27 protein-coding genes, 1 tRNA gene and 1 pseudogene are annotated in these 25,017 nt (G+C 56.5%); 14 read left to right on the forward strand and 15 right to left on the reverse strand.

Annotated features, from left to right (window positions below; all coding sequences use genetic code 11):
• Positions 1–175: 175 nt before the first annotated feature.
• Positions 176–712: a histidine phosphatase family protein gene (locus tag AC2FIT_RS13175; RefSeq protein ID WP_496830129.1), complete on the reverse strand. Its 537-nt coding sequence runs from the start codon at positions 710–712 to the stop codon at positions 176–178.
• Between the two features lie 167 nt (positions 713–879).
• Between AC2FIT_RS13175 and AC2FIT_RS13180 the strand changes: the two genes are divergently transcribed.
• Entirely contained in the window at positions 880–1,581 is a 702-nt protein-coding gene (locus AC2FIT_RS13180) for a DUF1194 domain-containing protein (protein WP_496830131.1), read from the forward strand.
• 505 nt (positions 1,582–2,086) lie between these two features.
• On the opposite strand, the gene AC2FIT_RS13185 is transcribed toward AC2FIT_RS13180, so the two are convergent.
• Positions 2,087–2,920, reverse strand: a complete 834-nt coding sequence (locus tag AC2FIT_RS13185) for a class I SAM-dependent methyltransferase (protein ID WP_496830133.1) — start codon at positions 2,918–2,920, stop codon at positions 2,087–2,089.
• Between the two features lie 459 nt (positions 2,921–3,379).
• Between AC2FIT_RS13185 and AC2FIT_RS13190 the strand changes: the two genes are divergently transcribed.
• Positions 3,380–3,619, forward strand: coding sequence for a hypothetical protein (locus AC2FIT_RS13190; protein ID WP_496830135.1), 240 nt, complete (start codon positions 3,380–3,382; stop codon positions 3,617–3,619).
• 60 nt (positions 3,620–3,679) lie between these two features.
• Here the strand turns inward: AC2FIT_RS13190 and AC2FIT_RS13195 are convergent, their stop codons facing one another.
• Positions 3,680–4,573 (reverse strand): NAD(P)-dependent oxidoreductase, encoded by an 894-nt coding sequence (locus AC2FIT_RS13195; RefSeq protein ID WP_496830137.1) that lies wholly within the window; start codon positions 4,571–4,573, stop codon positions 3,680–3,682.
• A gap of 302 nt (positions 4,574–4,875) precedes the next feature.
• On the opposite strand from AC2FIT_RS13195, the pseudogene AC2FIT_RS13200 reads away from it, so the two are divergent.
• Positions 4,876–5,296: pseudogene (locus AC2FIT_RS13200) on the forward strand (tyrosine-type recombinase/integrase); the annotation flags it as partial.
• Between the two features lie 340 nt (positions 5,297–5,636).
• Here the strand turns inward: AC2FIT_RS13200 and AC2FIT_RS13205 are convergent.
• Positions 5,637–5,726: transfer RNA gene (locus AC2FIT_RS13205), tRNA-Ser, on the reverse strand.
• Between the two features lie 202 nt (positions 5,727–5,928).
• Here AC2FIT_RS13205 and AC2FIT_RS13210 point away from each other — a divergent pair.
• The 8 genes from AC2FIT_RS13210 (at position 5,929) to AC2FIT_RS13245 (ending at position 13,418) form a co-directional block, all read left to right on the forward strand.
• Positions 5,929–7,131, forward strand: a complete 1,203-nt coding sequence (locus AC2FIT_RS13210; RefSeq protein WP_496830139.1) for an SPOR domain-containing protein — start codon at positions 5,929–5,931, stop codon at positions 7,129–7,131.
• A 16-nt stretch (positions 7,132–7,147) separates the two neighbouring features.
• On the forward strand, positions 7,148–8,314 hold the full coding sequence (locus AC2FIT_RS13215) for a D-alanyl-D-alanine carboxypeptidase family protein (RefSeq protein WP_496830141.1): 1,167 nt from the start codon (positions 7,148–7,150) through the stop codon (positions 8,312–8,314).
• Positions 8,311–8,934: a dTMP kinase gene (gene tmk, locus AC2FIT_RS13220; RefSeq protein WP_496830143.1), complete on the forward strand. Its 624-nt coding sequence runs from the start codon at positions 8,311–8,313 to the stop codon at positions 8,932–8,934. The genes AC2FIT_RS13215 and tmk overlap by 4 nt, the downstream gene beginning before the upstream one ends.
• Positions 8,935–8,945: 11 nt before the next feature.
• A complete protein-coding gene (locus AC2FIT_RS13225; protein WP_496830145.1) occupies positions 8,946–10,067 on the forward strand; it encodes a DNA polymerase III subunit delta' in 1,122 nt (373 codons plus the stop codon).
• Positions 10,064–10,870, forward strand: a complete 807-nt coding sequence (locus AC2FIT_RS13230) for a TatD family hydrolase (RefSeq protein WP_496830147.1) — start codon at positions 10,064–10,066, stop codon at positions 10,868–10,870. The genes AC2FIT_RS13225 and AC2FIT_RS13230 overlap by 4 nt, the downstream gene beginning before the upstream one ends.
• Complete coding sequence (locus tag AC2FIT_RS13235) at positions 10,867–11,664, forward strand: MBL fold metallo-hydrolase (RefSeq protein WP_496830149.1); 798 nt, start codon at positions 10,867–10,869, stop codon at positions 11,662–11,664. The genes AC2FIT_RS13230 and AC2FIT_RS13235 overlap by 4 nt, the downstream gene beginning before the upstream one ends.
• A 42-nt stretch (positions 11,665–11,706) precedes the next feature.
• On the forward strand, positions 11,707–12,639 hold the full coding sequence (locus AC2FIT_RS13240; RefSeq protein WP_496830151.1) for an AEC family transporter: 933 nt from the start codon (positions 11,707–11,709) through the stop codon (positions 12,637–12,639).
• A 71-nt stretch (positions 12,640–12,710) separates the two neighbouring features.
• The gene (locus AC2FIT_RS13245) at positions 12,711–13,418 is read left to right on the forward strand and encodes a CbiX/SirB N-terminal domain-containing protein (protein ID WP_496830153.1); all 708 of its coding nucleotides are present in this window, start codon (positions 12,711–12,713) and stop codon (positions 13,416–13,418) included.
• Positions 13,419–13,430: 12 nt separating this feature from the next.
• Here the strand turns inward: AC2FIT_RS13245 and AC2FIT_RS13250 are convergent, their stop codons facing one another.
• From AC2FIT_RS13250 to AC2FIT_RS13270, 5 genes are all read right to left on the reverse strand, one after another.
• Positions 13,431–14,456, reverse strand: a complete 1,026-nt coding sequence (locus AC2FIT_RS13250; protein WP_496830154.1) for a GGDEF domain-containing protein — start codon at positions 14,454–14,456, stop codon at positions 13,431–13,433.
• Complete coding sequence (locus tag AC2FIT_RS13255; protein WP_496830157.1) at positions 14,453–15,040, reverse strand: heme NO-binding domain-containing protein; 588 nt, start codon at positions 15,038–15,040, stop codon at positions 14,453–14,455. Before AC2FIT_RS13255 ends, AC2FIT_RS13250 begins: the two co-directional genes overlap by 4 nt.
• A gap of 121 nt (positions 15,041–15,161) precedes the next feature.
• A complete protein-coding gene (locus tag AC2FIT_RS13260) occupies positions 15,162–16,721 on the reverse strand; it encodes a trimethylamine methyltransferase family protein (protein WP_496830159.1) in 1,560 nt (519 codons plus the stop codon).
• 119 nt (positions 16,722–16,840) lie between these two features.
• On the reverse strand, positions 16,841–17,533 hold the full coding sequence (locus AC2FIT_RS13265; RefSeq protein WP_496830161.1) for an HAD family hydrolase: 693 nt from the start codon (positions 17,531–17,533) through the stop codon (positions 16,841–16,843).
• A gap of 22 nt (positions 17,534–17,555) precedes the next feature.
• Entirely contained in the window at positions 17,556–17,840 is a 285-nt protein-coding gene (locus AC2FIT_RS13270; protein ID WP_068335495.1) for a DUF3572 domain-containing protein, read from the reverse strand.
• Between the two features lie 66 nt (positions 17,841–17,906).
• Here AC2FIT_RS13270 and AC2FIT_RS13275 point away from each other — a divergent pair, with 66 nt between their 5' ends.
• Complete coding sequence (locus AC2FIT_RS13275; RefSeq protein WP_496830163.1) at positions 17,907–19,328, forward strand: diguanylate cyclase; 1,422 nt, start codon at positions 17,907–17,909, stop codon at positions 19,326–19,328.
• Positions 19,329–19,333: 5 nt separating this feature from the next.
• Here the strand turns inward: AC2FIT_RS13275 and AC2FIT_RS13280 are convergent, their stop codons facing one another.
• Genes AC2FIT_RS13280 through AC2FIT_RS13295 form a run of 4 tightly spaced genes read right to left on the reverse strand, consistent with a single transcriptional unit; the run spans position 19,334 to position 21,235 of the window.
• A complete protein-coding gene (locus AC2FIT_RS13280; RefSeq protein ID WP_496830165.1) occupies positions 19,334–19,807 on the reverse strand; it encodes a periplasmic heavy metal sensor in 474 nt (157 codons plus the stop codon).
• Entirely contained in the window at positions 19,804–20,163 is a 360-nt protein-coding gene (locus AC2FIT_RS13285; protein WP_496830167.1) for a hypothetical protein, read from the reverse strand. The genes AC2FIT_RS13280 and AC2FIT_RS13285 overlap by 4 nt, the downstream gene beginning before the upstream one ends.
• Entirely contained in the window at positions 20,150–20,761 is a 612-nt protein-coding gene (locus tag AC2FIT_RS13290) for an RNA polymerase sigma factor (protein ID WP_496830169.1), read from the reverse strand. Before AC2FIT_RS13290 ends, AC2FIT_RS13285 begins: the two co-directional genes overlap by 14 nt.
• A 6-nt stretch (positions 20,762–20,767) precedes the next feature.
• A complete protein-coding gene (locus tag AC2FIT_RS13295; RefSeq protein ID WP_496830171.1) occupies positions 20,768–21,235 on the reverse strand; it encodes an EF-hand domain-containing protein in 468 nt (155 codons plus the stop codon).
• A gap of 199 nt (positions 21,236–21,434) precedes the next feature.
• Here AC2FIT_RS13295 and AC2FIT_RS13300 point away from each other — a divergent pair, with 199 nt between their 5' ends.
• Together AC2FIT_RS13300 and AC2FIT_RS13305 are read left to right on the forward strand one after the other, a co-directional pair.
• The gene (locus tag AC2FIT_RS13300; RefSeq protein WP_496830173.1) at positions 21,435–21,833 is read left to right on the forward strand and encodes a DUF983 domain-containing protein; all 399 of its coding nucleotides are present in this window, start codon (positions 21,435–21,437) and stop codon (positions 21,831–21,833) included.
• 25 nt (positions 21,834–21,858) lie between these two features.
• The gene (locus AC2FIT_RS13305) at positions 21,859–22,560 is read left to right on the forward strand and encodes an NUDIX hydrolase (protein WP_496830175.1); all 702 of its coding nucleotides are present in this window, start codon (positions 21,859–21,861) and stop codon (positions 22,558–22,560) included.
• 3 nt (positions 22,561–22,563) lie between these two features.
• On the opposite strand, the gene AC2FIT_RS13310 is transcribed toward AC2FIT_RS13305, so the two are convergent.
• A complete protein-coding gene (locus AC2FIT_RS13310; protein ID WP_496830177.1) occupies positions 22,564–24,231 on the reverse strand; it encodes a ribonuclease J in 1,668 nt (555 codons plus the stop codon).
• On the reverse strand, positions 24,228–25,007 hold the full coding sequence (locus AC2FIT_RS13315; RefSeq protein WP_496830179.1) for a type III pantothenate kinase: 780 nt from the start codon (positions 25,005–25,007) through the stop codon (positions 24,228–24,230). The genes AC2FIT_RS13310 and AC2FIT_RS13315 overlap by 4 nt, the downstream gene beginning before the upstream one ends.
• Positions 25,008–25,017 lie beyond the last annotated feature (10 nt).

Consider the following 25,017-nt stretch of genomic DNA (forward strand, 5'->3'; position numbering starts at 1 on the left):
AGAGCCACCCTTTATGCCAGAACAAGTTCGCGTCATTCCGCGAGAGCGACGGAGCGTGTCTGCTTGCCCTCCTCAACCCATGTTCTTCTGACAAGACCAAATAAATGGATTAGAAAATGGTTGAAAAATCTCAATTGGCCACGGGTGGACGTAAGCTTTGCTTCAACCGCTTGAATTACGGCTGTATCATAATGCTGCCAAGAACTTCGACGCCATTTGCTGTGGATCGAATTATGAGAACCTCGCCGGATCGCGTGGTCTGCCCCGTGAGGGCGAAAATATTCACCTGATGGGTGACAAGCATCAAACAACCCGAGGTTTCAGCGATCAGGTTGCGTGTCTGGATTGTCTGGCTGTCCCGTGTCGAATAATCACCAAAGAATGAGTTGAGGGGTGGAGCTTCACTGACGCGTCCCACATTGAGCAGTTCAGCCGTTTCGAGAGTTCGGCACCACTGGCTGCTGAGCACTGCGTCGAAATTAATGCCCCGCTCCTGAAATGCAGCGCCGATGGCTCGTGCTTGCTCCCGACCACGCTCGTCTAAGTTCCTCTGTGTCGCGCAATCACCAATTTCGAAGTTTGCCGGGTCACCCGTGCCAGGAGCAAGCGCATGACGCATAATCGCGATTGCACCAGGCTCGGAGAAAGAGTCCCAGTCATTCGAGTACGCGATCCCGGGAACAAAGAGAAGTAGAACTGCAATCCAACGCATGAACGAGAGGTAAAGCAGATTTGTTGAAGGTCGAGGCCTGACGGGTTCGACGGTTCGGATTCTTTCGTTGCCACCCACCAACTGGGTGGAATTTAAGTTGTTAGGACAAAAACTCTTATCAGGCGTTAAGCGGTTTCAAAGTTGTAGAGATACGCTACCCTTTCTGTATGCGTATCCTGTCCGTGCTTTTCATCCTATTAGGTCTGCCTGCTCTTTCAGAAGAGGTGGAGCTTGAACTCGTTTTGCTGGCAGATGCTTCCGGTTCAATAACCGAGGCGGAAATCGAGTTTCAGCGCCAAGGATACGCTGACGCAATCACCGATCCTCGCGTGCTTACTGCAATACAGGAATCAGCTTATGGCGCCATAGCGGTGACCTATGTTGAGTGGGCGGCGAATACCGCAGTTGTTGTCGATTGGACTAAGATCAATGGAGCAAAAAGCGCACAGGTTTTTGCTGACGCATTAATAGGCCCGCCTCGGCAGGCCTATGGGCGAAATGCAATCGGGGCAGCCTTGCTCGACGCGAAGAGGCTCATAGAGCAGAACGATTTTGAAGGTTGGAGAAAAGTTATAGATTTCTCGGGTGACAGTCCGAACAGTTTTTCAGGACCCTTGATATCAACCGCACGAGAGGAAGTGGTTGCGTCTGGCATAACGATCAACGGGCTTCCAATCCTTTGCCGGTTTTGCGACACGCCGGCCCGTTATCCGGATCTCGCCAAGATCTACGAACAGCGGATAATCGGTGGTATTGGCGCCTTTGTCGTAACTGCGGCGAATGAAGACGATCTCGCAGTAGCAATCCGTCGCAAATTGATCCTCGAAATCTCAGGTTTGGAACCGCCGGCAAACGTAGCGTCCAAATAAGTTCTGCCATCGGAGCAGACCTTAACGCGCGTGAAAACGTTGGCCATTAATCTCCCAAGCATCTTTTGCCAAGTAAACCGGAACAAAAGGGTCCTGTTGGACAGCATTGATGCCGTTACTGCTTAAATATCAGCCTCCAAAGCACCCAACACCGGCATTTCGTTGAGTCGGTGAATTTATGCCCTTATGATATTCGGCGTGAGTTAAAGCGACTATTTTTCATCTTGTCAGGCCGCGTGGGATCCCCATACCCACGCGGTTAATTCGTTCGACGTCAGTTCAGTCCCGGTACCCGGTCGTTGCACTAATCTCGGGCGGCGGGCGGTTCGGGGGAAAGCGGCCGTTGGAACCCGTCGATACGCTTTGTCAGCGCGGAATGACTGCTCCTGCCAAGACTGGAAGTTCACAGAAATTGGTTCAACGACCGAGTTGCGGACGAAGCTGCCGTTTTCGCAAGAAAATCAAGGTCAGCTTTGAACAACGTCCTTACACCAACCCGCGGTTCCTAAACCGCTTCCGCCGCGGTTACGACGGCAGGAATTGGCACCACCCATTCGGGTCCTGAACCATGTCTTTCTAAGACTTGTGATATAACTGCCTTCCTAATCGCCGCTGCATTGTCCGGCGGCTGAGGACGCAGCAACGCACCGCCCCGTGCAGTGCCCTCCAAGAAGAAATCGAACGGTGCGCCGGGGTCACCAACCACCCACTCCGAAGCGACTTTGGATTGCTGGAAATTGGCGAAGCCTGCTTTCAGAAGCGCTGGAAAGGCGTTTTCCGGATCAGCATAATCATTAGCCCCGGGTCCTGGCGGCAATACAATATCCGGGGCTCCGTATTTGCCGATTGCACCAAAGACATATCCAAGTGCCGTATCCACTTCCGGGCCACACCAAACCGAAAACGCGAGGCGCCCTCCCGAACGAAGCACGCGGCGGGCTTCAGCAAATACTCTCGGCGGATCAGGGACATGCGGTATTCCAAATCCAATTGTCACGGTGTCGAAGGTGCCATCGTCGAAGTCCAACGCCATCGCGTCGCCTTCAACGAACTTGGCCTCTGGAACTGCCGACCGGGCCATCTCCAGCATGGTAGGCGAGAAATCCACTCCCGTTACACTGGCACCAGCGTTGATCAGACCTTCGGTTACATTCCCGTGACCGCAGCACAGATCGAGCGCTTCGATACCCGAACGAGCTTCAACCGCCTTTACCAAGGTTGGCACCACCATATCTGCAGCTTTTGCAAATACTTGCGCATAGGACTTCGCCACATTTGCTGTAGCCCACTCACGCTTCTCCAATGCAGCGAAGGTGTCAGACTGTTCGGACTCTTGCATCTCACTCTCCTGCAAAGCTTGGATGTAGTGAACACTCGGAGTTAATTGATCGTCAACGATGTTAATCGAAGCCGACATTCGCCGCCACGCAGCAACTCGGCACCTCTGGGCTCAACTTGGTCATCTGACTATTTTCTCAGATGACAGCTTATGAGCGGAAAGAAGACACATAAGGGTGTGGCAGTGCGGGTTAGGGCCTGCCTCTGCCGTCCCAATACTCTTTATCAGGCTCTTGGTATCCAGCTCCTTCATGGCTGCACACCCTCACAACAATGATTATGAAGAGTGCCATCAGGATTGCTCTGGCACTTGGGGTCTGGAGAAAGTATTTCATTATTCTTTTTTTAATGTTGCGTGAGTGACTTGGCAAAGAAGTCCCGCGCCTTTTCATTCAGCCCGCCAGTTGAGCTCAACTAAACGTCAGCAGGCCGCATTGGGAAGCGGTTTGGAGGAGGTCAATTGATTGGTTTTTGCTCCGCGCGCCAACAGTTCGTGAGCATCCGTGATTTGAGTTATCAGGTTTTCAACGTAACAAACGACAACCACTCTGTGAATTTAACGACGTCAGAGTTAGTAGCGCGGTTTTACGAAGGCGTTGATGTTAAGAAGGAAATGACGCAGGATGAAACCTTCAATTCAAACGCCAAGGCAAAAATCTTCTCAGTTCTGATCCTCAACATGATTGGCGTGACTACCTGAAATCCTTGTTCCCGCATCTTAAAGAGTTCGCTTTTACCTGCGTGCGCAATGCGACCAGAATTACGCCTTGGATACACCGTTTCTTTTGGCCACGAAATCGACAAGGTGAGGAACATAGTCGTTCGGTCCGTCACCTCCAGCGGCGAGCGCCATGGCGAAACTGTTTTTTGCAGCGTTTCCGATTGGATTCGACAGCCCTACTTCATCTGCCATAGCTTCAAGGTAGCGCAAATCTTTTAGAGCATTTGATAAAGTGAATTTGTGGGACTCTCGATTACCTTCAACGGCGTAACCCATGAAGGTCCGGTAAAACCCGCAATCCATCCTGCTGCCGCGAATAACCGAGTCGAATTCCTTGGTGGAAATTCCGACTTTTTCGGACAGTGCCAACGCTTCCGAATAAAGCGCCGCGTATCCTAATGAGAGAAAGTTATTCAAAAGCTTCATTTTGTGCCCTGCAGCACATGGGCCAATGTGAACGATGGTCTTTGCCCAAGCTGCGATAACAGGCTTCAACCGTTCAAAAACATCTAGTTCAGCGCCGACCATGGTCGCCAGCTCTCCGTTCTGTGCTTGTACGGGCGTCCCGCCCAAAGGCGCGTCCGCCATATGGTGACCGGCCTGCGCCAACTTTTTTGCGAGTACCATAGTGGAATTCGGATCAGACGTGGAGCAGTCTACAATGACGCTACCGGCCTGCATGGACGGCATCATGGCTGCCACGATTGCCTCGACCTGAGGAGAACCGGGCGCACAAACATGGATAACTGATGACACTGCTGCAAGCTCCGCGAAGTTTTCCGCCTCCGTCGCACCCTGAGCGACTAACTCATCGACAGGTCCACGGTTTCGATGAGCAATCACATTAACTGTGAAGCCGGCTTTTAGCAGATTTGAGGCCATACCTTGACCCATCAAGCCAACACCAACAAATCCGATCGTTTCTTTGCTCATCGGGGTCTCCCTTTACTGTTCACGGAGAGACAGTGTGGACTAGTACAGAATGAAAATGCAATGGCGGCTTAACTTTGCTTCGCGAACCAAGGCGCAGGACGCAGCGAATAAACGTTTCTAGTCCTTTTCGACAGATGCTGCGCTTGAACCAAATGTCTGCATTGGGCTCTGGGACGAAGCCGCTCGCGCGGCAATGGCGCTTGTGGCCGACGGTGCGCGTCACTCCTGAAGCCGGGCATTTTGCGAACTGATCAACCTGTCTGACGATTGGGGCTTTCTCAGTCGACAGACAGGAGGTTCCGATGACAGAGGAGAGAACCACGCCGCTGCGCGAGCGGATGATCGAGGACATGCGTATTCGGGGTTTGGGAGACAAATCCCAACGTGCGCACATTCGTGCGTTGAAGGAGTTCGCTGCGTTTCTGGGGCGCTCGCCCGATACGGCCACGCCGGAGGAGCTTCGGGCCTACCAGCTTCACATGACGAATGCCGAGGTCTCGCCGTCGGTTTACAACGCGCGCATCACCGCACTGCGCTTCTTTTTTTATGACCTGCGGGCGCGAGGAGATGAAGCGGTACATGCAGTTCCGGACCGAACCGCGCAAACTGCCCGCAGTGCTCAGCGTCGAAGAGGTTTCCGAGCTTCTGGCCGTCGCGCCCGGTCCCGGGCTCAAGTACCTTGCCGCGCTCAGTATTTCCTATGGCGCTGGGCTGCGGGCATCACCCTCCCTGTTCCGGCGGAACAATTCCCTGTTCGCGCGAGAGAATTCCCTGTTCCAATCTTTAGGGAATTTGCAACATAAGCCACTGAAAAACATACAGTTCTGACACGTGAAATACTGAGTACCAGACCCGTTTTACGAAAATTCCCTGTTCATTGCCGGTTATCAGGGAAATCCAATCCAAAGCGACCCCGCCAAAATGCGCCACTGAGACCGGGGCCTGAATTGTACTCTGAGTGTACGGTCTGCTCCGTCTCTTATTGACTGCGCACGCGCCAACGCGCGGGAATTACGGCACAATTTCGGACCAGAAAACACAAATGAAATGAGACGGGTATGGGTGGCGGGGAGACAGGGATTCGAACCCTGGGGACGCTCTCACGCCCAACGGTTTTCAAGACCGCCGCATTCGACCACTCTGCCACCTCCCCGCGTGCTGCTGGGTCTTAAGGCCAACTGAAATCGGTGGCAAGAGTAAATAGGGAATTCTTGCCGAAGCATGTATAGCGGTCTTTCCATGACACCCCGCCCGCGTTATGGTTTTCACGAGGACCGTAACAGACCGGCATGACAGAACCGGCAAATGGCGGCGGGGCTCTGGATACGAGACCCCTTCAGGCAAGGGATGACAAAATGAAGCGAGCGACTGAGATACGCGCAAATCCGCGATCGTTGGCGGTATTTGCCGTTGCGTTGGCAGTTCTGACCGCATGCGATGAGCTGCCATCGATTGAAGGGGCTTCGGCAGACGCAACGGATGAAGATACGCAGACCGATGGAACCATCGAACTTTTCCCCGAGTTTTCTGACAGGTCTGGGGATACAATCGAGGCGCCGGACGTTTTCAGCGTGGCAGAAGCCGGATTGTGGGATGGTCGTCCTTCACTTGGTGGCATCTGGGTTGCGCATCCGGACGTGACCCAACCTGAACGCGTCGTGATAAAGAACACCACCAACAATAAATCCGTAAACGGGGCTTTGTTCCGGAGGGAAAGAAATTTGCCTGGCCCCGCTTTGCAACTGTCTTCTGCCGCGGCGGAAGAGTTGGGTATTCTGGCTGGTGCTCCAACCAAGATTGAGGTTGTCGCCCTAAGGCGTAAACCTGTCGAAGAAGTACCCGAGCCGGAAGAAACCGAAGTCGCCAAGCAGCAGCCGATTGCCGACGAGGCCGAAGCGCAAAATGAAGATGTTGAAACGGCCGAGGCGAAAGAAGAGAAACCGGCCAAACGGAAATGGTGGCAAAGGAAAGAAACCGTAGCTGCTGGCGCGGCGGCAGGGGCTGTTGCTGCCGGGGCGACAGCCGAGGTTGCCGAAGAAACTACCGAGGCGGCGGCAGAGGCCACAGCGTCGACAGTTGAGGCCGCAGAAGAGGTGGTTGAAGCCACAGCCCAAGAAACTTCGTCCGCGAACTTGTCGGACCCCGAAGTCACGCCACCACAGGAAAAATCGGCCAAACAGAAATGGTGGCAAAGGAAAAAACCAGACGAGATCACCGAAACTCCGCTGGACCCGATTGCAGGCGCAGCAGCCGCGATTGATGCGGCAGAGCCGACCTCGGCCGGTGCAACGTCGGCAGCAACTCAGAACGCGTCGCCACGGTCACTGACAAAGCCATTCGTGCAAGTTGGGACTTTTAATGTCGAAGCCAACGCCCAAAGCGCGGCCCAGAAAATTGAACGGAACGGAATTTCTGCCGATGTGCGGCAGTTAAAGTCTGGCGACAAGACGGTCTGGCGCGTGCTGGTCGGCCCGGCGTCGTCCCGTGCTGAACGAAATGCGCTGCAGAGTGATGTCAGGGACCTTGGCTTTACCGATGCATACTCCGTCAAAAACTGAAACAAAGGAGGCTCCAGTGTTGTCCTCACTGCGATCATCTGTTTTGACCCTTGGGCTGGCCCTGTGTGCCCTGCCAGCCCATGCCTTTGATACAACTGCTCGTGCGGCCTACGTCATGGACCAGACTACCGGTACGGTTTTGTTGTCGAAAGAGGCTGACCAGCCGCTGCCTCCTGCGTCGATGTCCAAGTTGATGACGCTCTACGTCGCGTTTGAGGCTCTGCGCGATGGCCGGCTGACGCTTGGCGAAACGCTGCCGGTATCCGAACACGCGATGAGCTATGGTGGCTCGACGATGTTCCTGAATACGCAGGATCGCGTCACAGTCGAAGATCTTCTGCGTGGCATCATCGTATTGTCGGGCAACGATGCCTGCGTCGTGATCGCTGAAGCGCTCAGCCCTGACGGAACAGAAGCCGGGTTTGCCCGCTACATGACTCAGCGCGCCAAGCAAATGGGCATGGACAATTCGAACTTTGCCAATTCGAACGGCTGGCCTGCCGCCGGGCATATGATGTCGGTTCACGACCTTGCCGTTCTTGCGGACCGGCTGATATCGGACTTCCCGGAATACTATCCCCTGTTCGCCGAGGAAGAGTTTGAATTCGATGGTCGCGCGCCTTCAAACAAACGCAACCGAAACCCGTTGTTGAGACTTGGGATCGGGGCTGACGGACTGAAAACCGGCCATACGCAGGAGGCTGGTTATGGCCTTGTCGGCTCTGCCAAGCAGGGAGATCGCAGGGTGATCTTTGTGCTCACTGGTCTGGACAGCACCCGCGTACGGGCTGAGGAGGCTGAGGCCGTGGTTAACTGGTCGTTTCGAAATTTTGTCGAGAGGACAGTTGCCAGCGCCGACACGCCGATAGCCGAAGCCAAGATCTGGATGGGTGCCCAAAAGACGGTGGGTTTGGTACCGGAAGAAGACCTTTCGCTGTTGTTCCCGGTTCTGGGCGACAAAAACATCGAGGCCGAAGTGGTCTATGATGGCCCTGTCAACGCCCCAGTGGAAAAGGGTCAGAAACTGGCTGAACTTGTGATCAACCCCGAAGGATTGCCAGAAATCCGACGTCCGCTGGTGGCTGCGGAAAGCGTTGCCGCCGGAGGGTTCGTAGTGCGCATGATGACCGTGGGCGGCATCGTTCTGACCGACGTGATCGGCAATCCTCTGGACGCATTGTGACAAAATCCGGGTTGTTTCTGACCTTCGAAGGCATCGATGGATCAGGTAAGTCCTCGCAGGCACGTATTCTTGCAGATCGCCTGCGCGAAATGGGCCACGAAGTTGTTCTGACGCGCGAACCCGGCGGATCGGCCGGGGCCGAGGAAATCCGGCGTCTGGTTCTGGAGGGCGACCCTGATCGCTGGTCGGCCGAGACCGAATTGTTGCTGTTTACAGCGGCACGGCGCGATCATCTTGAGCGCACCATCGAACCAGCGCTTGCCGCGGGTAAAGTGGTGATTTGTGACCGTTTTGCCGACAGCACGCGTATGTATCAGGGCATGTCGCGCGGGAATCTGCGCGCTCTGGTGGACCAGTTGCATGCCCTGATGATAGGGCGCGAACCCGACCTCACGATTTTGATCGACATGGACCCTCAAACCGGATTGGCGCGTGCCAAGGGGCGACAGGGTACAGAAGAACGGTTCGAGGACTTCGGACTCGACTTGCAACAAAAGATGCGGGATGGGTTCCTGGCACTTGCAGATGAGTTCCCGAACCGTTTTCGGGTGATTGACGGCAACCGGGACATGGACAGTGTTGCACAGGATGTGACAGATATCGTTCTGCAAGCTTTTTGACAGAACTATAGATGAACGACGATATCCCAACCCCGGATCAGGCTCCCGGAGCCCCACACCCGCGTGAAACCCAGCACCTGTTTGGGCAGTCTGCGGCAGAAAGGGCGTTTCTGGACGCTTACACCTCGGATCGATTGCATCATGGCTGGCTGTTGACTGGCCCGCGCGGTGTGGGCAAAGCCACGCTGGCTTGGCGTATAGCGCGATTTCTGCTTGCCACGCCTCCGGTTGAGGATGACGGGCTGTTTGGTGCGCCACCGCCGCCCGAGACGCTTGAGATCGATGCGGACCACCCTGTTGCACACCGTATCCAGGCAGGTGCTGAACCGGGCCTGGCGGCTATCACACGTTCTTTGAATGATCAGGGGCGGCTGCGGAACGAAATCGTGGTCGACGACATTCGCAAGCTTGGCAAGTTCTTTGGCCTGTCCTCGGCAGATGGCGGTCGGCGCGTTGTCATCGTTGACGCGGCGGATGAGATGAATGTCAGCGCGGCCAATGCCCTGCTGAAAATGCTCGAAGAACCCCCGGCGCGCACGACATTGCTGCTGGTCTCACACCAGCCATCCCGCCTATTGCCGACCATCCGCTCACGCTGCCGAACCCTACGACTTTCCCCACTCGGGCCCGAAGACATGCAGGCGGCCCTAAAGCAGACCGGTGCGGAATTGCCCGCTCAGACCGAACACCTTGCCGCTCTTGCTGCAGGGTCCGTGGGGAATGCGGTACGGTTGATAAACTTGGGCGGGCTGAAGATTTACGCCGAATTGATTGGCATTCTGGGCACCCTCCCGCGCATGGATCGCCAGCGCGCGCTTGCCTTGGCCGAAGCCGCCGCCCAGCGCGGGGCGGCCGACCGGTTCGAGCTGTTGCTATCGCTGATCGACGTGGCGCTGTCCCGACTTGCCCTGACGGGGGCGACCGGTGCACCTCCGTCACCGGAAGCTGCGCCAAATGAGGCGGAAACGCTTGCCCGCTTGTCCAGTTCCCCGCAGCAAGCCCGGCAATGGGCCGAGGTCGCAGCGACAATCACTGCCCGCGCACGTCATGGTCAGGCGGTCAACCTTGACCCCGCCGCCCTGGTCCTAGATACGGTGTTCAAGATACAGGAAACCGCCGGTCAGAGCAGATGAGCGACATCCCCCAAATTACCGACAGCCATTGCCATCTGGACTTCCCGGATTTTGAGGGGCAGTTGGACCAGATCATCGCCAATGCCGCCGAGGCTGGTGTTACACGCATGGTTACGATCTGCACCCGCCTGCGCAACGAACCCAGCGTGCGCGCAATTGCCGAGACCCACGCGCCCGTCTTCTACGCCGCAGGTACGCACCCGATGAGCGCGGCGGATGAACCAATGGCTACTGTCTCCGATCTTGTTGCGCTGTCCCAACACCCGAAATTTGTGGGCATCGGTGAGACCGGGCTGGACTATCACTACACAGCCGAAAGCGCTGATCTGCAAAAGCAATCCCTGCGCATCCATATTGAGGCTGCCCAGCGCACGGGCCTGCCGCTCATCATCCACGCCCGCGCGGCGGACGAGGACATGGCGCGCATCTTGACTGAGGAATACCGCAACGCGCCCTACACTTGTGTGATGCACTGCTTCTCATCTTCGGCGGAACTGGCCAAAGCAGCGCTGGATCTGGGGTTTTACTTGTCAATGTCCGGTATTGCGGCCTTTCCCAAAAGCCAGGAACTGCGCGACATCTTCGCCATGGCCCCAGTTGACCGGGTTCTGGTAGAAACCGACGCCCCCTATCTGGCCCCACCGCCCTATCGCGGAAAGCGCAATGAGCCGGCCTATACAGAACACACCGCCCGCAAAGGGGCCGAGGTGTTCAACATGGACTACGCCGACTTTGCCGCACAAACACAGTTCAATTTCGACCGGCTGTTTACGAAAGCAGCAGCGTACAAGGCAGTTGCATGACGGAATTGCGCTGCACCATTCTCGGCTGTGGCTCATCCGGCGGTGTACCGCGCCTGGGCGGGCAATGGGGTGATTGTGACCCAAACAACCCCCGCAACATCCGCCAGCGCTGTTCAATGCTGGTGGAACGCGACGGCTCCGAAGGTACGACTTCGGTTCTAATCGACACATCGCCCGATATGCGCAACCAGTTGCTTAGCTCCGGTACCGGACGGCTTGACGGTGTGGTCTACACGCATTCGCATGCCGACCACGTCCACGGTATCGACGATCTGCGGATGATCGTTTTCAACATGCGCGAACGGGTGCCGGTATGGGCCGATGGCGATACTCAGAACGCGTTGCTGGGACGGTTCGGATACGCGTTTATCCAGCCTGAGGGCTCCCCCTATCCACCGATTCTGGATCTGAAGTCCATCGACGGCCCGTTCGAGGTCAACGGCCCCGGGGGGCCGATTCCCTTTCACCCTTTCAAGGTCAATCACGGCTCGATCGACTCGCTGGGGTTTCGTCTTGGAAATCTGGTCTATCTGCCGGATGTGGCCGAGATCTATGACGAGGCCTGGCCATTGCTGTCTGGGCTGGATTGGCTGATCATCGACGCCCTGCGCCGTTCGCCCCATCCCACGCATGCGCATCTGGAAAAGACACTGGGATGGATCGAGCAACTCAAGCCCAAACGCGCGGTGCTAACCAATATGCATATCGATCTTGACTATGCCATGGTCGAGGCTGAAACCGCCGATCACATCACCCCTGCCTATGACGGCATGGTGATCCACCAGACATTGTAAAGCGCTGCGGGCACGGCCCGTAACATCATCAAGGGTGGCAAGATGCTGCAAAGCCTGATCGAAGTCATCCTGCCTGTTTTTCTTGTGATTGGCGCCGGATACATCGCGACATATTCCGGGTATTTCAAGGAACTCCACATCGACGGGATAATGAAGTTCACCCAAGGCTTCGCGATCCCGTGTCTGCTGTTTCTGGCGATCTCGCATCTGGACCTCAGCGCCAGTTTCGATCCTCGATTGCTGGGCAGTTTTTACTCCGCCGCTGCGCTGTGCTTTACCGCTGGACTATTCGGGGCGCGCCTGATTTTTCGCCGCGACTGGGAAGACTGCGTCGCCATCGGCTTTTGCTGCCTGTTTTCTAACTCGGTCCTGCTGGGCTTGCCGATTACCGAGCGCGCCTACGGACCCGAGAATCTGGACGGAAATTATGCAATCATCGCCTTCCATGCCCCGTTTTGCTATGGCGTCGGTATCACGGTGATGGAAATCATCCGGAACCGCGGCAATGGCGGCACGCGGATGGTTCGGTCGGTGCTGTCCGCGATGTTCCGCAACGCTTTGATCTTAGGGATCGTACTCGGGTTTATCGTCAATCTTTCGGGGATCGGTGTACCTGTGGTTCTGGACGACGCGCTTGGGCTCATAACCCGAGCAGCCCTGCCTGGTGCCTTGTTCGCCTTGGGGGGCGTTCTGGTCAAATACAAGCCCGAAGGCGATCTGCGCACAATTGCCTATGTCTGTGCGATCTCACTAATGCTGCATCCAAGCCTCATGTGGGCCTTCGGGAAAACGACGGGTCTGCCGCAAGACCTGTTCCGCTCGGGCGTTATGAATGCGGCGATGGCGCCGGGCTTTAACGCTTATATCTTTGCCAGCCTGTATGGCCGGGCCAAACGGGTTGCTGCTTCGTCGGTTTTGATCGGAACGGGCGTTTCTATCCTTACGGTCTGGTTCTGGCTGACACTTTTGGGGTGAGACAGACCAGTTTGGATTGACTTTAGAGCGTCAGGAAACACCTATCGGGAAAGCACACAGGACTGTATCAAATGCCCAACGCCCTTATAGTCGCACATGGCCAACCCTCAGACCCGGACCCGGCCGAGCATGCGTTAGCGGCCTACGCCGCCGAGGTAGACGCCCTTTGCGAAGGTGTGGCTGTCACGTCGGCGACACTTGCAGCGCCCGGAGCGTTCGAGCAACGCGTATCCGAACTGCCCGATGATGCGGTGATCTATCCGCTGTTCATGGCAAAAGGATGGTTTGTCACCAGCGCCTTGCCCAAACGGCTTGCCGGTCGCGACCTGCGCATTCTTGATCCACTGGGTGTTGATCCCGACCTGCCTGATTTGGTTGCAGACGCATTGCGCGACACGCTGCTAGAAAACCAATGGAACGCTCAGGACACGGATTTGGTTCTGGCGGCACATGGCTCTGGCCGCAGTCGCAACCCTTCAGCTGTTGCGCGGGCATTTGCCGACGATCTGGGTCGCAAGCTTACTTTCAGGTCGATCCGACCCGGCTTTGTCGAGGAACCTCCATCCATTGCCACAGCCGCTACTGGTCTGCCCCCCCAATCCTTGTGCTTGCCGTTTTTTGCATGCAAAGGCGGTCATGTACTTGAAGACGTCCCGCAAGAATTGGCGGCAGCGGATTTCAAAGGTCAGGTCATGCCGGTTGTTGGCGAGCTGCCCCGGATCAAGCGCCACATCGGCTTTAGGTTGTCCCGTGTGTTCGAAGGTTTACGAAACCCTTGACGTAAGTCTGGCTCACAATTGCGACGCAACACCGTGTTCCGCGTTGCCGTTCTGACGCCCAGCAACCACTGAATACAAACAGTGCCGGGACCTGCCCGTTCTTTTCGCCTCATACAGCGCCAAGTCCGCGGCATTCAAAATCTCAGCCGCTCTCGGAGGTTTTAGCTGACTGGACAAAGCAATACCGATGCTTGCTGAAATTCGGCAGGTGTTTCCCTCGAACAAGATCGGCGCCTGCAACCGGTCGATCAGGCGCGTCGCGATCGCCGAGAGAATATCTTCATCCGATAGTCCAGGAAAGATAATGACGAACTCATCCCCACCGATACGCGCCACCGTATCCCCGTTGCGGGTTTCTTCAACCATGATCCGGGCGGCTTGTTGCAACACGTAATCCCCTGCGGCGTGCCCGAACTGATCATTGACGGATTTGAAAAAATCTAGGTCCAGATGCATCAAGGCAAAGGGTAAGTGTCCTGTTATCAGTTGCCCAAGCGTTCCATCCATGGCGCGCCGGTTTTTTAACCCTGTCAACATGTCGGTAACGGCCTGTTCCTCGGCCGCCAGCATTGCGCCTTGAAGCCGCAGGTTCAACGATCGCGACGCCTCCATCGCGGCGGATTTGGCCTCAACCAGATACAACAGTTCGATCGCCAGATCGGTACCGGAAAAGTCGGCACTGGTCAGCGCATAATCGCGCACCGCATCCAGGATCGAGATTCCGAAGGACAGATTGATAACCGCACCCTTTCCATCCGGAAGCGGGGCGATCAGCCCCTTTAGTGCGGTACGCGGCGTTTCCCGCAACTTTAGATGCAGTTTTGCCCCTGCAGATGCCATAAGCGAAGACAGGTTTGTAACGTTACGCGGGCGTACTAGTTCGAAGACGTCCAGAAACCTTCTACCCGCCATCGGTTGATCGGGCCGCAGCTTTTGCAAGGTAGGTCCTACACGGCTAATCTGACCGTCCGTCCCCACCAAGACAAACATTGGACACAACGTTTCAAGAAGGGCTGCAAGGTCGTCAGTACCCATCATGACTTGCAGCCCCCCAGCTCAAATTGGCGCCCTTCAGCAAATGCACTTTCAATAAGAACAACTGAAATAACATCGACCTCCTGTTCTTGGTCGGCGTGGGACAGAATGACCAAAGCCCCGTAATCATCTGCCATGGCCCGAAGGATTCCGACCATTACACTGGAGTACCCGGCCAAACCTGGATGGCAGAACAACTGATATTCTGCTGGACTCACCTCAACCAATTCCAGCGCGGGCAGGTGAAGGTCAGAGACAGCCAGCCGGGCCCGGTCGGATAAATCGTCAAGCGAATGCAGGAATTCCACATATGTGGCGCCGCCAAGTCGCAGCAGACGCCGCAATCCCTCCATATTTGGGTGCGAGACCAGATAAGTTCCCAAATCCTCAAGTATTTCGGAACGTGGGCGCCTTAGATCGGCACACAGGTAATCCAACACCCGTTGGGTCATATCGTCGTCGTATACAAGCATGGCTTCGAACTCGACAAAGCCAAGCTCGGCCGCCTCGGTCACGCGCAACCAGCATGAATACCCATATGTCGCGCTCACAAAAGACTGCACCGCACGATTGATCAGACCATGCATCAGTTGCCCCAGAATAATTTCTTCCTCATTCTGGGCTCAGAGTTCTTAACAAATACACAACACGCGCCATCAGATACAGAAAATCTGAATGAGATTCGCAGCTGAAACCTTGGGCTTTCAACTAGAAATCTGTCGGTGCTCCACCTTCGGCCTTGCGTCTGGCCACGAAATCAGCCAGCTCCTCGCGGATGGCCTCATCCATCGCGGGCGGATCGAAACTGGTAACGATTTCCTTGAACATGTGATGCGCGCGTTCCGCTGTCCAGATACCGCCAGCGACGTTCCAACCCTCATAGTTTTTCCAGTCACTGAGGAAAGGCTGGTAAAACGCCGTGGTATAACGATCCTGCGTGTGCTGAATACCAAAGAAATGCCCATCGTTTCCAACTGAACGAATGGCATCCAGCGCGATTTCGTCCGGCCCGGTTGCTGTGATCTCGGGCTGCATATAGCGTTGAATTTGCTGCAGAACTTCACAATCCATGATAAATTTCTCGGGGCTTGCGATCAGACCACCCTCAAGCCAGCCCGCCGCGTGATACACCATGTTCGTCCTTGACTGAACGGCTGCCCACAAGGAGTTCGACGTCTCCCACACTGCCTGGCCGTCGGGCACGTTAGCGGCACACACACCAGAAGATCGCATCGGCAGCCCGTAATACCGGGCCATCTGACCTGTCATCTGGGTCGAGCGCATGTATTCCGGCGTACCAAACGCCGGTGCGCCGGATTTCATATCAACATTCGATGTGAACGTGCCGATTACGCAGGGAATTCCCGGACGTACATATTGGAACAACGCAATCGCGCACAGCGCCTCGGCCAGCGATTGCGCAACGGCTCCGGCCATGGTCACCGGCGCCATCGCACCGGCCAGCGTGAAAGGAGTAACCACAATCGCCTGCCCGCGCCGCGCCAATCGCAAGCACCCGTCGATCATCGGGTGATCATGTTTCAATGGCGAAGTAGAGTTGATGTTGGTGTACATCCGTGGTGTGGCTTCGAATTCTTCGTGGGTTAAACCACCTGCGATGCGGACCATCTCCATGACGTCTTCGACGCGTTCCTTACCCAGCGAATAGGCATGCATGGCCTTGTCGGTCAGCGTCAGCTTGTCATAGAGAACATCCAGGTGCCGCACGCTTGCGTGAATGTCGACCGGCTCGACCGGATAGCCGCCTGCAAAGTGTATGCAGTTGAAATACTGCGTAAGTTTTAACAGGTTGCGGCACATCTCCCGGTTTCCGGGAACCTTGGTGCCAATCTCCATATCCCAGTAATTTGGCGGAGAAGAAACGTTGCCGAACACGATATTCCTTCCGCCAATTTCAATCGTGCGATCCGCATTGCGCGGCGTGATCGTAAAGCTCGACGGGGCCTTCCGCACCATCTCCATGACGAAGTCTCGACCCATACGGACATTGTCGCCCTGTACCGTACAACCTGCTTCCCTAAGAATTCCCTTGGCTTCTTCGTTGTAGAATTCGATCCCAATCTCTTCGAGGATACGCATCGCACCTTCATGGATCGCGTCGATTCCGTCCTGGTCCAACGGCTCTGTCGGTCTGTCGATATTAACCGGAGGGTTCCACGGCATCTGGTCAATCACCGCGCTGCCCCTGCGCTTAGCAGCTCCGGCGCGTCCGCCTCCACGACGTTTGCGAGTTTTTGTATCAGCCATGTTATCCTCCGGAGCTTGCGTTTTTACATGCAATCCCCGAAGCAGGCGTCTGGCCGCTCTGTCTGCGACAGACTATGTCGGTTTCTTATCCTGAAGCGGCGAAATTAACGCGATTGCGATCAGATTCGTGCCAGCCAGTCGGGTATGTGGCCGATATCAGGCAAAACCACGTCCGCCCAAGGGGCCAACACCTCGGCCGGCGCCATTCCGGTCAGAACAGCGACTGTAGTCATCCCCGCCGCGCGCCCTGCTTGCAGATCATGCAAACTGTCTCCGACCATGGCGACGCGTTCGGGGGTCACGTCAACATGCGCGGAAAACGCAAGCAACTGCCCGGGACCGGGCTTGAATCCGTGCCCGCTGTCATATCCTGCAACAAAGTCGAAAAAGTCGCGAATGCCCACCGACTCCAGATGCCGCAGTGCAGGCATTTCACCATCATTGGTCGCCACACCCAGTTTCAAACCGGCCTGCCGGAGCTCATTAAAAAAAGGAACCAACGGGACAGCTTGCGCCTGCGGCGCCGAGGCCGATTCGACGTTCAGCAGATCAATGAGGTCTGACAGCGGCATATTGGGCAAATGCGGGGCCAGAACCTCGGCGATTTCATCAATTGCTCCCGCGATAACAACGCTGTCCTTGGCATAGGACACCTGTTCCAAATCAAACCCGATGGCCCGTCCAAGCTGGGCCGCGCGTCCATGGTCCCCCTGCGCAAGGCGCAGCACCATATTCCGCCCGAACGCACCCCAAGTGTCCGCGAAGTCAAACAGGGTTCCGTCCTTGTCGAAAAGGATCGCGTCAATGGGCATTATTTGCTCCTGCAAGGCATTTTCAGGTCCAGTGGATATCGGCACCACCTGACAAAACGGCACGCGCCTGACCGGGCAGGTCATAAGACACGGAATTCGCGTCACAGAAAGAAATCACCCACGAATCGTCAAGCATAAGAAACTCAAGCACCGACCCCAGGAACTCAGGCTCGGACGCCCTGTCTCGCAAGTCCTGCGCTGATGCGCCGGTCGAACCAAGAAAAACCGGCAGCAATTCATCATTGCCGACCAGCCAACCAAGGACGTCCAGTGCCAGTGTTTCAGCGGATTGGGCAGATATTGACATAAAGTGGCCAGAGATCAGGTGTTGGAAAGGGTTTGTTAACCAGACTCATAAACACTTTGGCAACGCATGCAATCAATGGTGACAGATATGTCCGTGCAGGGAACGATCCTTGTCCTAGACGGGACCTCAACCAATCGCATCATGCTGAAGGTTCAGCTGACTGCGGCGTGGTATCACGTTGTACAGGGTGAAAAGCTACAGGGCCTTGCAGGGTTGTTGCGGCGCACCAAGCCGGATCTGGTACTGACATCTCAGACCCTGCCGGATGGGTCGGCTGCGGATGTGAAAAAGCTGGTGTTGGCAGATCCTGACCTAGTGGATGTTCCTGTGGTTGCCATCGCACCGCAGAATGACAAGGCCGCACGTCTAAAGGCGCTGTCAGACGGGTTGGACGACGTACTGGCGCATCCGTTCAAGGATACATTTCTGTTGGCGCGGGTGCGCAGCCTGTTGCGCGCTCGGGCCGAGACGCAAGAACTACAGGTAGAAAACAGCTCGCACCCGATCGGTTTTGCTGAATCCATTGCTGCGTTCATTTCACCCGCGAAAACGGCCCGCGTGGCCATTCTGACACAAACGCCGCGCACCAGCGCCCTATGGCAGAATGCCCTGTCGAAACGGACGCGATACAGTCTGTCAGCACATACTACATCAAACCTTCAGGCTGTTTTGTCGGGGCCCGTGCCGGATGCCATTGTGTTCGAAGTCAGCGCAGGGCCGTCGGGCCTTAAACTGCTGGCCGATCTGAAATCGCGTAGCACCACACGGCACACGGTTCTGGTCGGAGTTCTTCAGGAAGAAAATGCACATCTGGCATCAGACGCGCTTGACCGGGGGGCTGATGTGATTTGCATGGGCCCCTTCTGCGCGGATGAAACGGTGTTGCGGCTAGAAAACCAGATCGCGCGAAAGGCCCGGCTGGACCAGATGCGCGCCTCGTTAAAGCAGGGATTGGTCGAATCCTGGGTTGATCCGCTAACCGGACTGCACAACCGCCGGTATGCCATGCGCGCAATTGATCAGATCGCGCGCAAGGCCGCACGGTCCGGGAAGGGCTTTGCCATAATGCTGGCCGATCTTGATCACTTCAAGGCAATCAACGACAGGTTCGGCCATACCGGAGGAGATATTGTGCTGGCCGAGGCCGCCACACGAATGGAGCGAATTCTGGGCTCTGCCGGGTTCATTGCGCGAATAGGTGGTGAGGAATTCATGATAGGCTTGTCAGACACCACTCAGGCAAAGGCGCTGGATCTGGCAGGAAACCTGTGTGCCTGCATTCGGGAAAAGCCGTTTGATCTTCCGGACTCCGCTGCCCCAATCCCGGTTACGATCAGTATTGGGTTGATCGCGGCCCAACCTAACGTGTCGACATACTCGCATCAGTCTCAACGGCTGGATGGATTGATCAAATCGGCCGATACAGCGCTTTACGCTGCCAAGTCAGCGGGGCGAAATCAGGTCCGACTACTGCCAAGCGCAGCCTAACTCAATCACTCGGATGGTTTGCGCCGATGCGTTTTACGTTTGATCACCTGTTGCAACCTGTCTGCATACGCCTTTCGTTCTGTGCCGGTCATGGCAGTTATGCGCTCTAACCATTCTTCCTGAAGGGCAGTTTGCAATTCGGCCATGGCTTGCGCCTGTTGATCGAGCAATGTATTTACAGGTACTGGATCAAAGGGTTCGGCACGCAGAGCTGTCTGAAGCGCCGTAAAACCCTGAGACCGCATTTTCGCGCCTTGGATATGCCGTTCATACAGTTCGCCGCGCAGAGCTTTGCGTTCCGCATTTGGCAAGGCCCGGTACAGCGCTGGTCCAAAGCCGGGGGGCGCCTTGCCATGGCTATCCCCTTTGAAACGGTAGACAGTGCCCAAGGCGACCCCGGCCACCAAAAGGTTCAGCGCCAGCGAAACAAATAACAGGATCGTCACCCACCGCCTTTTGGGCTTGGATTGATCGCTCATTCGGCGTCCTCCAGAAATGTTGCATCCAGCCCGAGGTCAGCGACCACAAAGCTGTTTTCCTGCGGGTATATGATCGCGGCCGGATCGGGCAAGAAATCAGGCGCGGACAAGCCGATCCAGACGCCAGCCGCACTGGCCGCGACCAGACCGCCCATGCTCTGCCAGCCGCCAATCCCGTCCAGCATTCGTACCCAGACCGAACGCCGGGACGACGAAGCAGGTTTCAGACGGTCAAGGCGTACCTTCTCGGCATCCGTCACGATGCGCACGGCCAGATCATCAGGCAGATCGGGTTGGGTTTGCCGCGCCTTGGCTAGCAATTGATCAAGGTCCATCTCGTCTTCAGCCATCTTCATACCCCAGTTCATCCTGCCGTCCGGCCAGTATTGCCGCCAAGGCGCGTTTTCCGCGCGCAGTCAGACTTTCCACCGCTTCCGTTGAAATGCCCATGATCCCAGCGATGTCGGGATTGGGCAGTTCTTCGATATGCCGCAAGATAACCGCTTGCCTCTGCCGGTCTGGCAATTGTGACAACGCCACCTGCAAAGCATCTTTACGCGCTGCCTCCTGCAGTCTTTCAACAGCGCTTGGGTCTTCATCCTCGGGTTCGGGGACATCGTCCAGACGGTCAGGCCGCTTCCTGCGCTGCATATCTACACATAGGTTCAAAGTGACACGGTAAAGCCAAGTGGTCACTTTGGCCTGCCCAGCCACCCAGTTCGGCGCCATTTTCCAAAGCCGCATCATGGCATCCTGGGTGACGTCTTCGGCCTCGGCCCGGTTGCCCAGCATCCGCATCGCAACCGAGAAACACCGTGGCCCCAACCGATCGGTCAGCACACGCGCGGCCGCCGCATCACCGTCTGCAAATTGCCGCAACAACGCGTCGTCCGAGGTGTCCGCAGCGCCGTCGGCGCCACGAACATCCTGTGGAATGGAGGTCAGATCCTCCATCCTTCATCAGCTATCGTCGGCGTCTGCGTTGCCGCCTTTGCGGTGCTTCCGGCCCATCCGCGCTTTTGCATCGGCAAATTCCTGCTCTGAGATCGTCCCACTGTTATCCGCGTCGATACGGTCAAACATCTTGCCAGCCCGGCGCGGCTTGGGCAACTCGTCCTGGCTCAGAAAGCCGTCCTGATTGGCGTCATGCCTTTCAAACATCTTTGCCACACGATCATTGGCGCGTTGCTGAGCTGCCGCCTGCGCCTCATCAATGCTCAGCTGTCCATCGCCATTAATGTCAGACTGAGAGAATCGCTGCGCGCGATGGGTTTCCATTTCTTCCCGCGTCAGTTGGCCGTCGCCATTGGCGTCCAATTCCTGAAAGTTCACAGGTTCACGAATACTTGATCCGGCTGCCAAAAGCGATGTGCCGGTAACGGCAACAGCCGCGATCAGAATGGCCGGAATAAATTTGGCGCTGTTCATGTCGTTTTCCCTTTGTTTTGCGGCCCTTTGCCGCCGCCTACAAAAGACTAAACGCACAGCAGTACCGGTTCCGTCGAAATTTGTTCGAAAATTTTGTTGAAGCGTTGCCGCGGCTTCGCGTCACAAAGCGACGCACCCCCCTTTTCTGTGAGGCAAAACCAGAGCAGTATCGCGCGCAAGTGAAAGCGCGAGTTTCAAAATGACAGACCAGACGATCGAAACCACGACCGAAAATGACAGGCCAACCTGGCCCGCACTTGTCAACGGCTTCCGGGGCCGTTGCCCGAAATGCGGTAAGGGAAAGGTTCTGCGGGGCTATTTGAAGGTTCAGGACAACTGCGGCCATTGCGGACAGGAGTTGTTTCACCATAGGGCGGATGACGGCCCGGCTTATCTGACCATTCTGGTCGTTGGTCACCTGCTGGCGCCCGCTTTGCACGTCACATATGTTGAATTTCGCCCCGAGCCGCTGACCATGTTCTTGATCTTTGCGATCGGTTGTACGGCACTGTCGCTGTTTTTGCTGCCCCGTCTGAAAGGCGCCGTCGTTGCCTATCAATGGGCACGTCGCATGCACGGTTTCGAAAAAGAGCAATGACCTTGTTCACGAGATCGCACAGCGCATGACAGAGGATAAATCCGCGATACGGGATGCGGCAACGGTCATAGTTCTGCGCGATCGACTGACGAACCCCTCGATACTATTGGGACAGCGCGGCGCAAAAGCTGTTTTTATGCCCAACAAGTTTGTGTTTCCCGGTGGCGCGGTCGACACGGCAGACGGCTCTGTCCCGTTGGTCGCCCCCTTGCCCGCACTATGCAGCGAAAGGCTGGACGAACGATCCGCTCCCGGTTTGCAGAACGCTTTGGCCGCAGCGGCGATCCGCGAATTGTGGGAGGAAACCGGATTGGTTCTTGGTGAGCGTGGCGATTGGCAAGGATCAATTCCTGCGGATTGGCAGGAATTTGCGCGCATGGGTTTCCGACCAACGGCCAGTGCCCTTCAGTTCGTATTCCGCGCCGTGACCCCGCCGGGTCGCCCCCGCCGTTTCGATGCGCGGTTTTTCCTTGTCGATGCCAATGCCATCCAAGGGGACCCTGACGATTTCAGCCGCGCTTCGGATGAGCTGTCCCACCTGCAATGGGTCCCATTGAACCGGGCGCGCGAATTGGACCTGCCGTTTATAACTGAGGTCGTTCTGGCCGAAGTGGCGGCCCGGGTTACAAACCCCGAGCCGCCCTCAAACGTTCCCCTCTTCCTGCATACCGAGGAACAAAGCCTGTTCCTACAGCTTAAAGGGCATCCGATGCCGAACACAGACTAAGCGTCACTTCATTCGGCTGATGACGGTGGTCACTTCGGGCTTTTTACCGATTTCGGCCCTGGCAGTTTGACGCACGATGCGACGCATGGCTTCTTCCAGCTTGTCGTCGTCACGCAGAGTCTTGGCATCCGCGCGCATGAGGAACTGGTTCAAGTCTTCCTCCAATACCTCAACCAGGGCGGCGCGCGACGTGCCGGTTTCGGGCAGACCCATTGTGTCACACCACGGTTCACCCAGCGGTTCATCCTCTTCATCCAGAATGACGGTCACAGTCACATGCCCATTCAAGGCCATGCGGATCCTGTCACGTACGACCCCGTCCAGCGCACCGATCTTGACCGTGCCGTCCAGATAGGTGCGACCGGTTTCGACGTAATCAACCACCTTGGGCGCATTGCCTGTAAGGTCAACCATCGTTCCGTTGATCGCCAAAACACCCGTTCTCCCGCCGGCCTCGGCCAGCTTGGTGTGTTCGCGCAAGTGGCGATGTTCCCCATGCATCGGGATCACCACCTGCGGGTCTATCAGCGCGTGCACTTTCTCAAGATCAGGTCGGTTCGCATGGCCAGAGACGTGATACAGACCCGAGCTGTCATCGACCACATCGACTCCCTTTTCGCTGAGTTGGTTGATGATAAAGATCACTCCCCGCTCATTTCCCGGAATGGTCTTGGACGAAAACAGGAACAGATCGCCTTCCTTCAACTCTAACCCACGATACTTGCCCCGCGCCAATTGCGCACTGGCGGCACGGCGTTCGCCTTGGCTGCCGGTCACGATCAGCATCAGGTTCTGGCGCGGTACGTCCACGGCCTCTTCTGCGCTGATGACTTTTGGGAAATCCGAGAGTATGCCCGTCTCTGTCGCCGCCTCGATCATTCGCCGCATGGCGCGCCCCAACAAGACGACTGAGCGCCCTGCCCGCTGGCCCGCTTCGGCCAGCGTTTTAACGCGGGCAACGTTTGAGGCAAAAGTTGTTGCCACAACCATGCCCTCGGCGCTTTCGACCAGTTTTGTAATTTCAGGAACAACTTCCGCTTCCGAGCGGCCATCATGCGGGGAGAACACGTTGGTGCTGTCACAGATCAGCGCCTTAACGCCGGTTTTCGCAACGCTGGCCCAAAGCTCGGGGTCGAACGGTTCACCCACCACAGGGTTCGCATCCAGCTTGAAATCCCCCGAATGCACAACCCGGCCCGCGGGCGTGTCAATCACCAGTGCCGCGCTTTCGGGAATCGAGTGAGACACGGGCAGGAAGCCAACAGTAAACGGTCCAACCGTAACGTTCTCGGGCCAGGCCGAAACCGTATGCACCGCGTCGTCTGGGTGTCCGTGCTCCTCCATCTTGCGCCGCGCGATATTCGCGGTAAAGGCACGTGCGTAAATCGGCGCACCGAGCGCCTCGTAACAATGCGCCACGGCCCCGACGTGATCCTCATGCGCGTGAGTTACGAACACGGCTTCAAGCTGGTCAGCCCGCTCGCGCAGCCATGATATGTCAGCATAGATCAGGTCGACGCCCGGCGTTGTGTCCATATCCGGGAAGGTCACGCCAAGGTCCACAAGGATCAGACGTTCCTGTCCTGGCTGTCCATAGCCATAGACATAGGCATTCATGCCAATTTCGCCGGCACCACCCAGCGGCAGATAGATCAGTCGTTCACTGCTCATGTCGAGCCATTTTCCTTGTTGTAGCGATGGATCACGGTCAGCCCGTGCATCGTCAGATCGTCTTCGATTGCGTCAAACCCGACATCCGCCTGATCGAACAAAGGCGCAAGCCCACCGGTGCCGACCACCTTCATCGGCATTCCGTATTCTGCCTTGATCCGGGCGATCAGCCCCTCGATCAAACCGGAATAGCCCCAATACACGCCGGATTGGATACAGCCAACCGTATTTGTACCAATCACTTTTTCCGGTCGGGTAATATCGATATGGGGCAGCGCCGCCGCCCCTTGGTGCAACGCCTCAAGGCTAAGGTTCACGCCCGGCGCGATGATGCCACCGACATAAGCCCCGTCCGACGCCACCACGTCGAAATTCGTCGCCGTTCCGAAATCGACCACAACCACGTCCCCGCCATGGCGGTCAAACGCGCCCACGGCGTTGGCAAGGCGGTCCGGGCCGGGGATCGTTCCTTCGTCCACACGCGGCGCGACAGGTAGCAGGCATTCCGGTTTACCAACAACAAGCGGTCGGCAGCCAAAGAAACGATCAGCAAAGATGCGCAGGTTGAACACCACGCGCGGCACAGTTGATGCAATCACCACATCGTTTATTTCCGCATCAATCCCGTAATGTTTCACCAACGTCGAATACCAAGTGAAGTAAGCATCCGCCGTGCGCGAGTGATGAGTCGAAGTTCGCAGCGTACACAGGAACTTATTGCCGTCCCAGATCGAGAAAACGGTGTTTGTGTTACCGCAGTCAATTGCCAGAAGCATCCGGGCCCCC

It is taken from the genome of Ruegeria sp. YTSA135 (assembly GCF_059610165.1).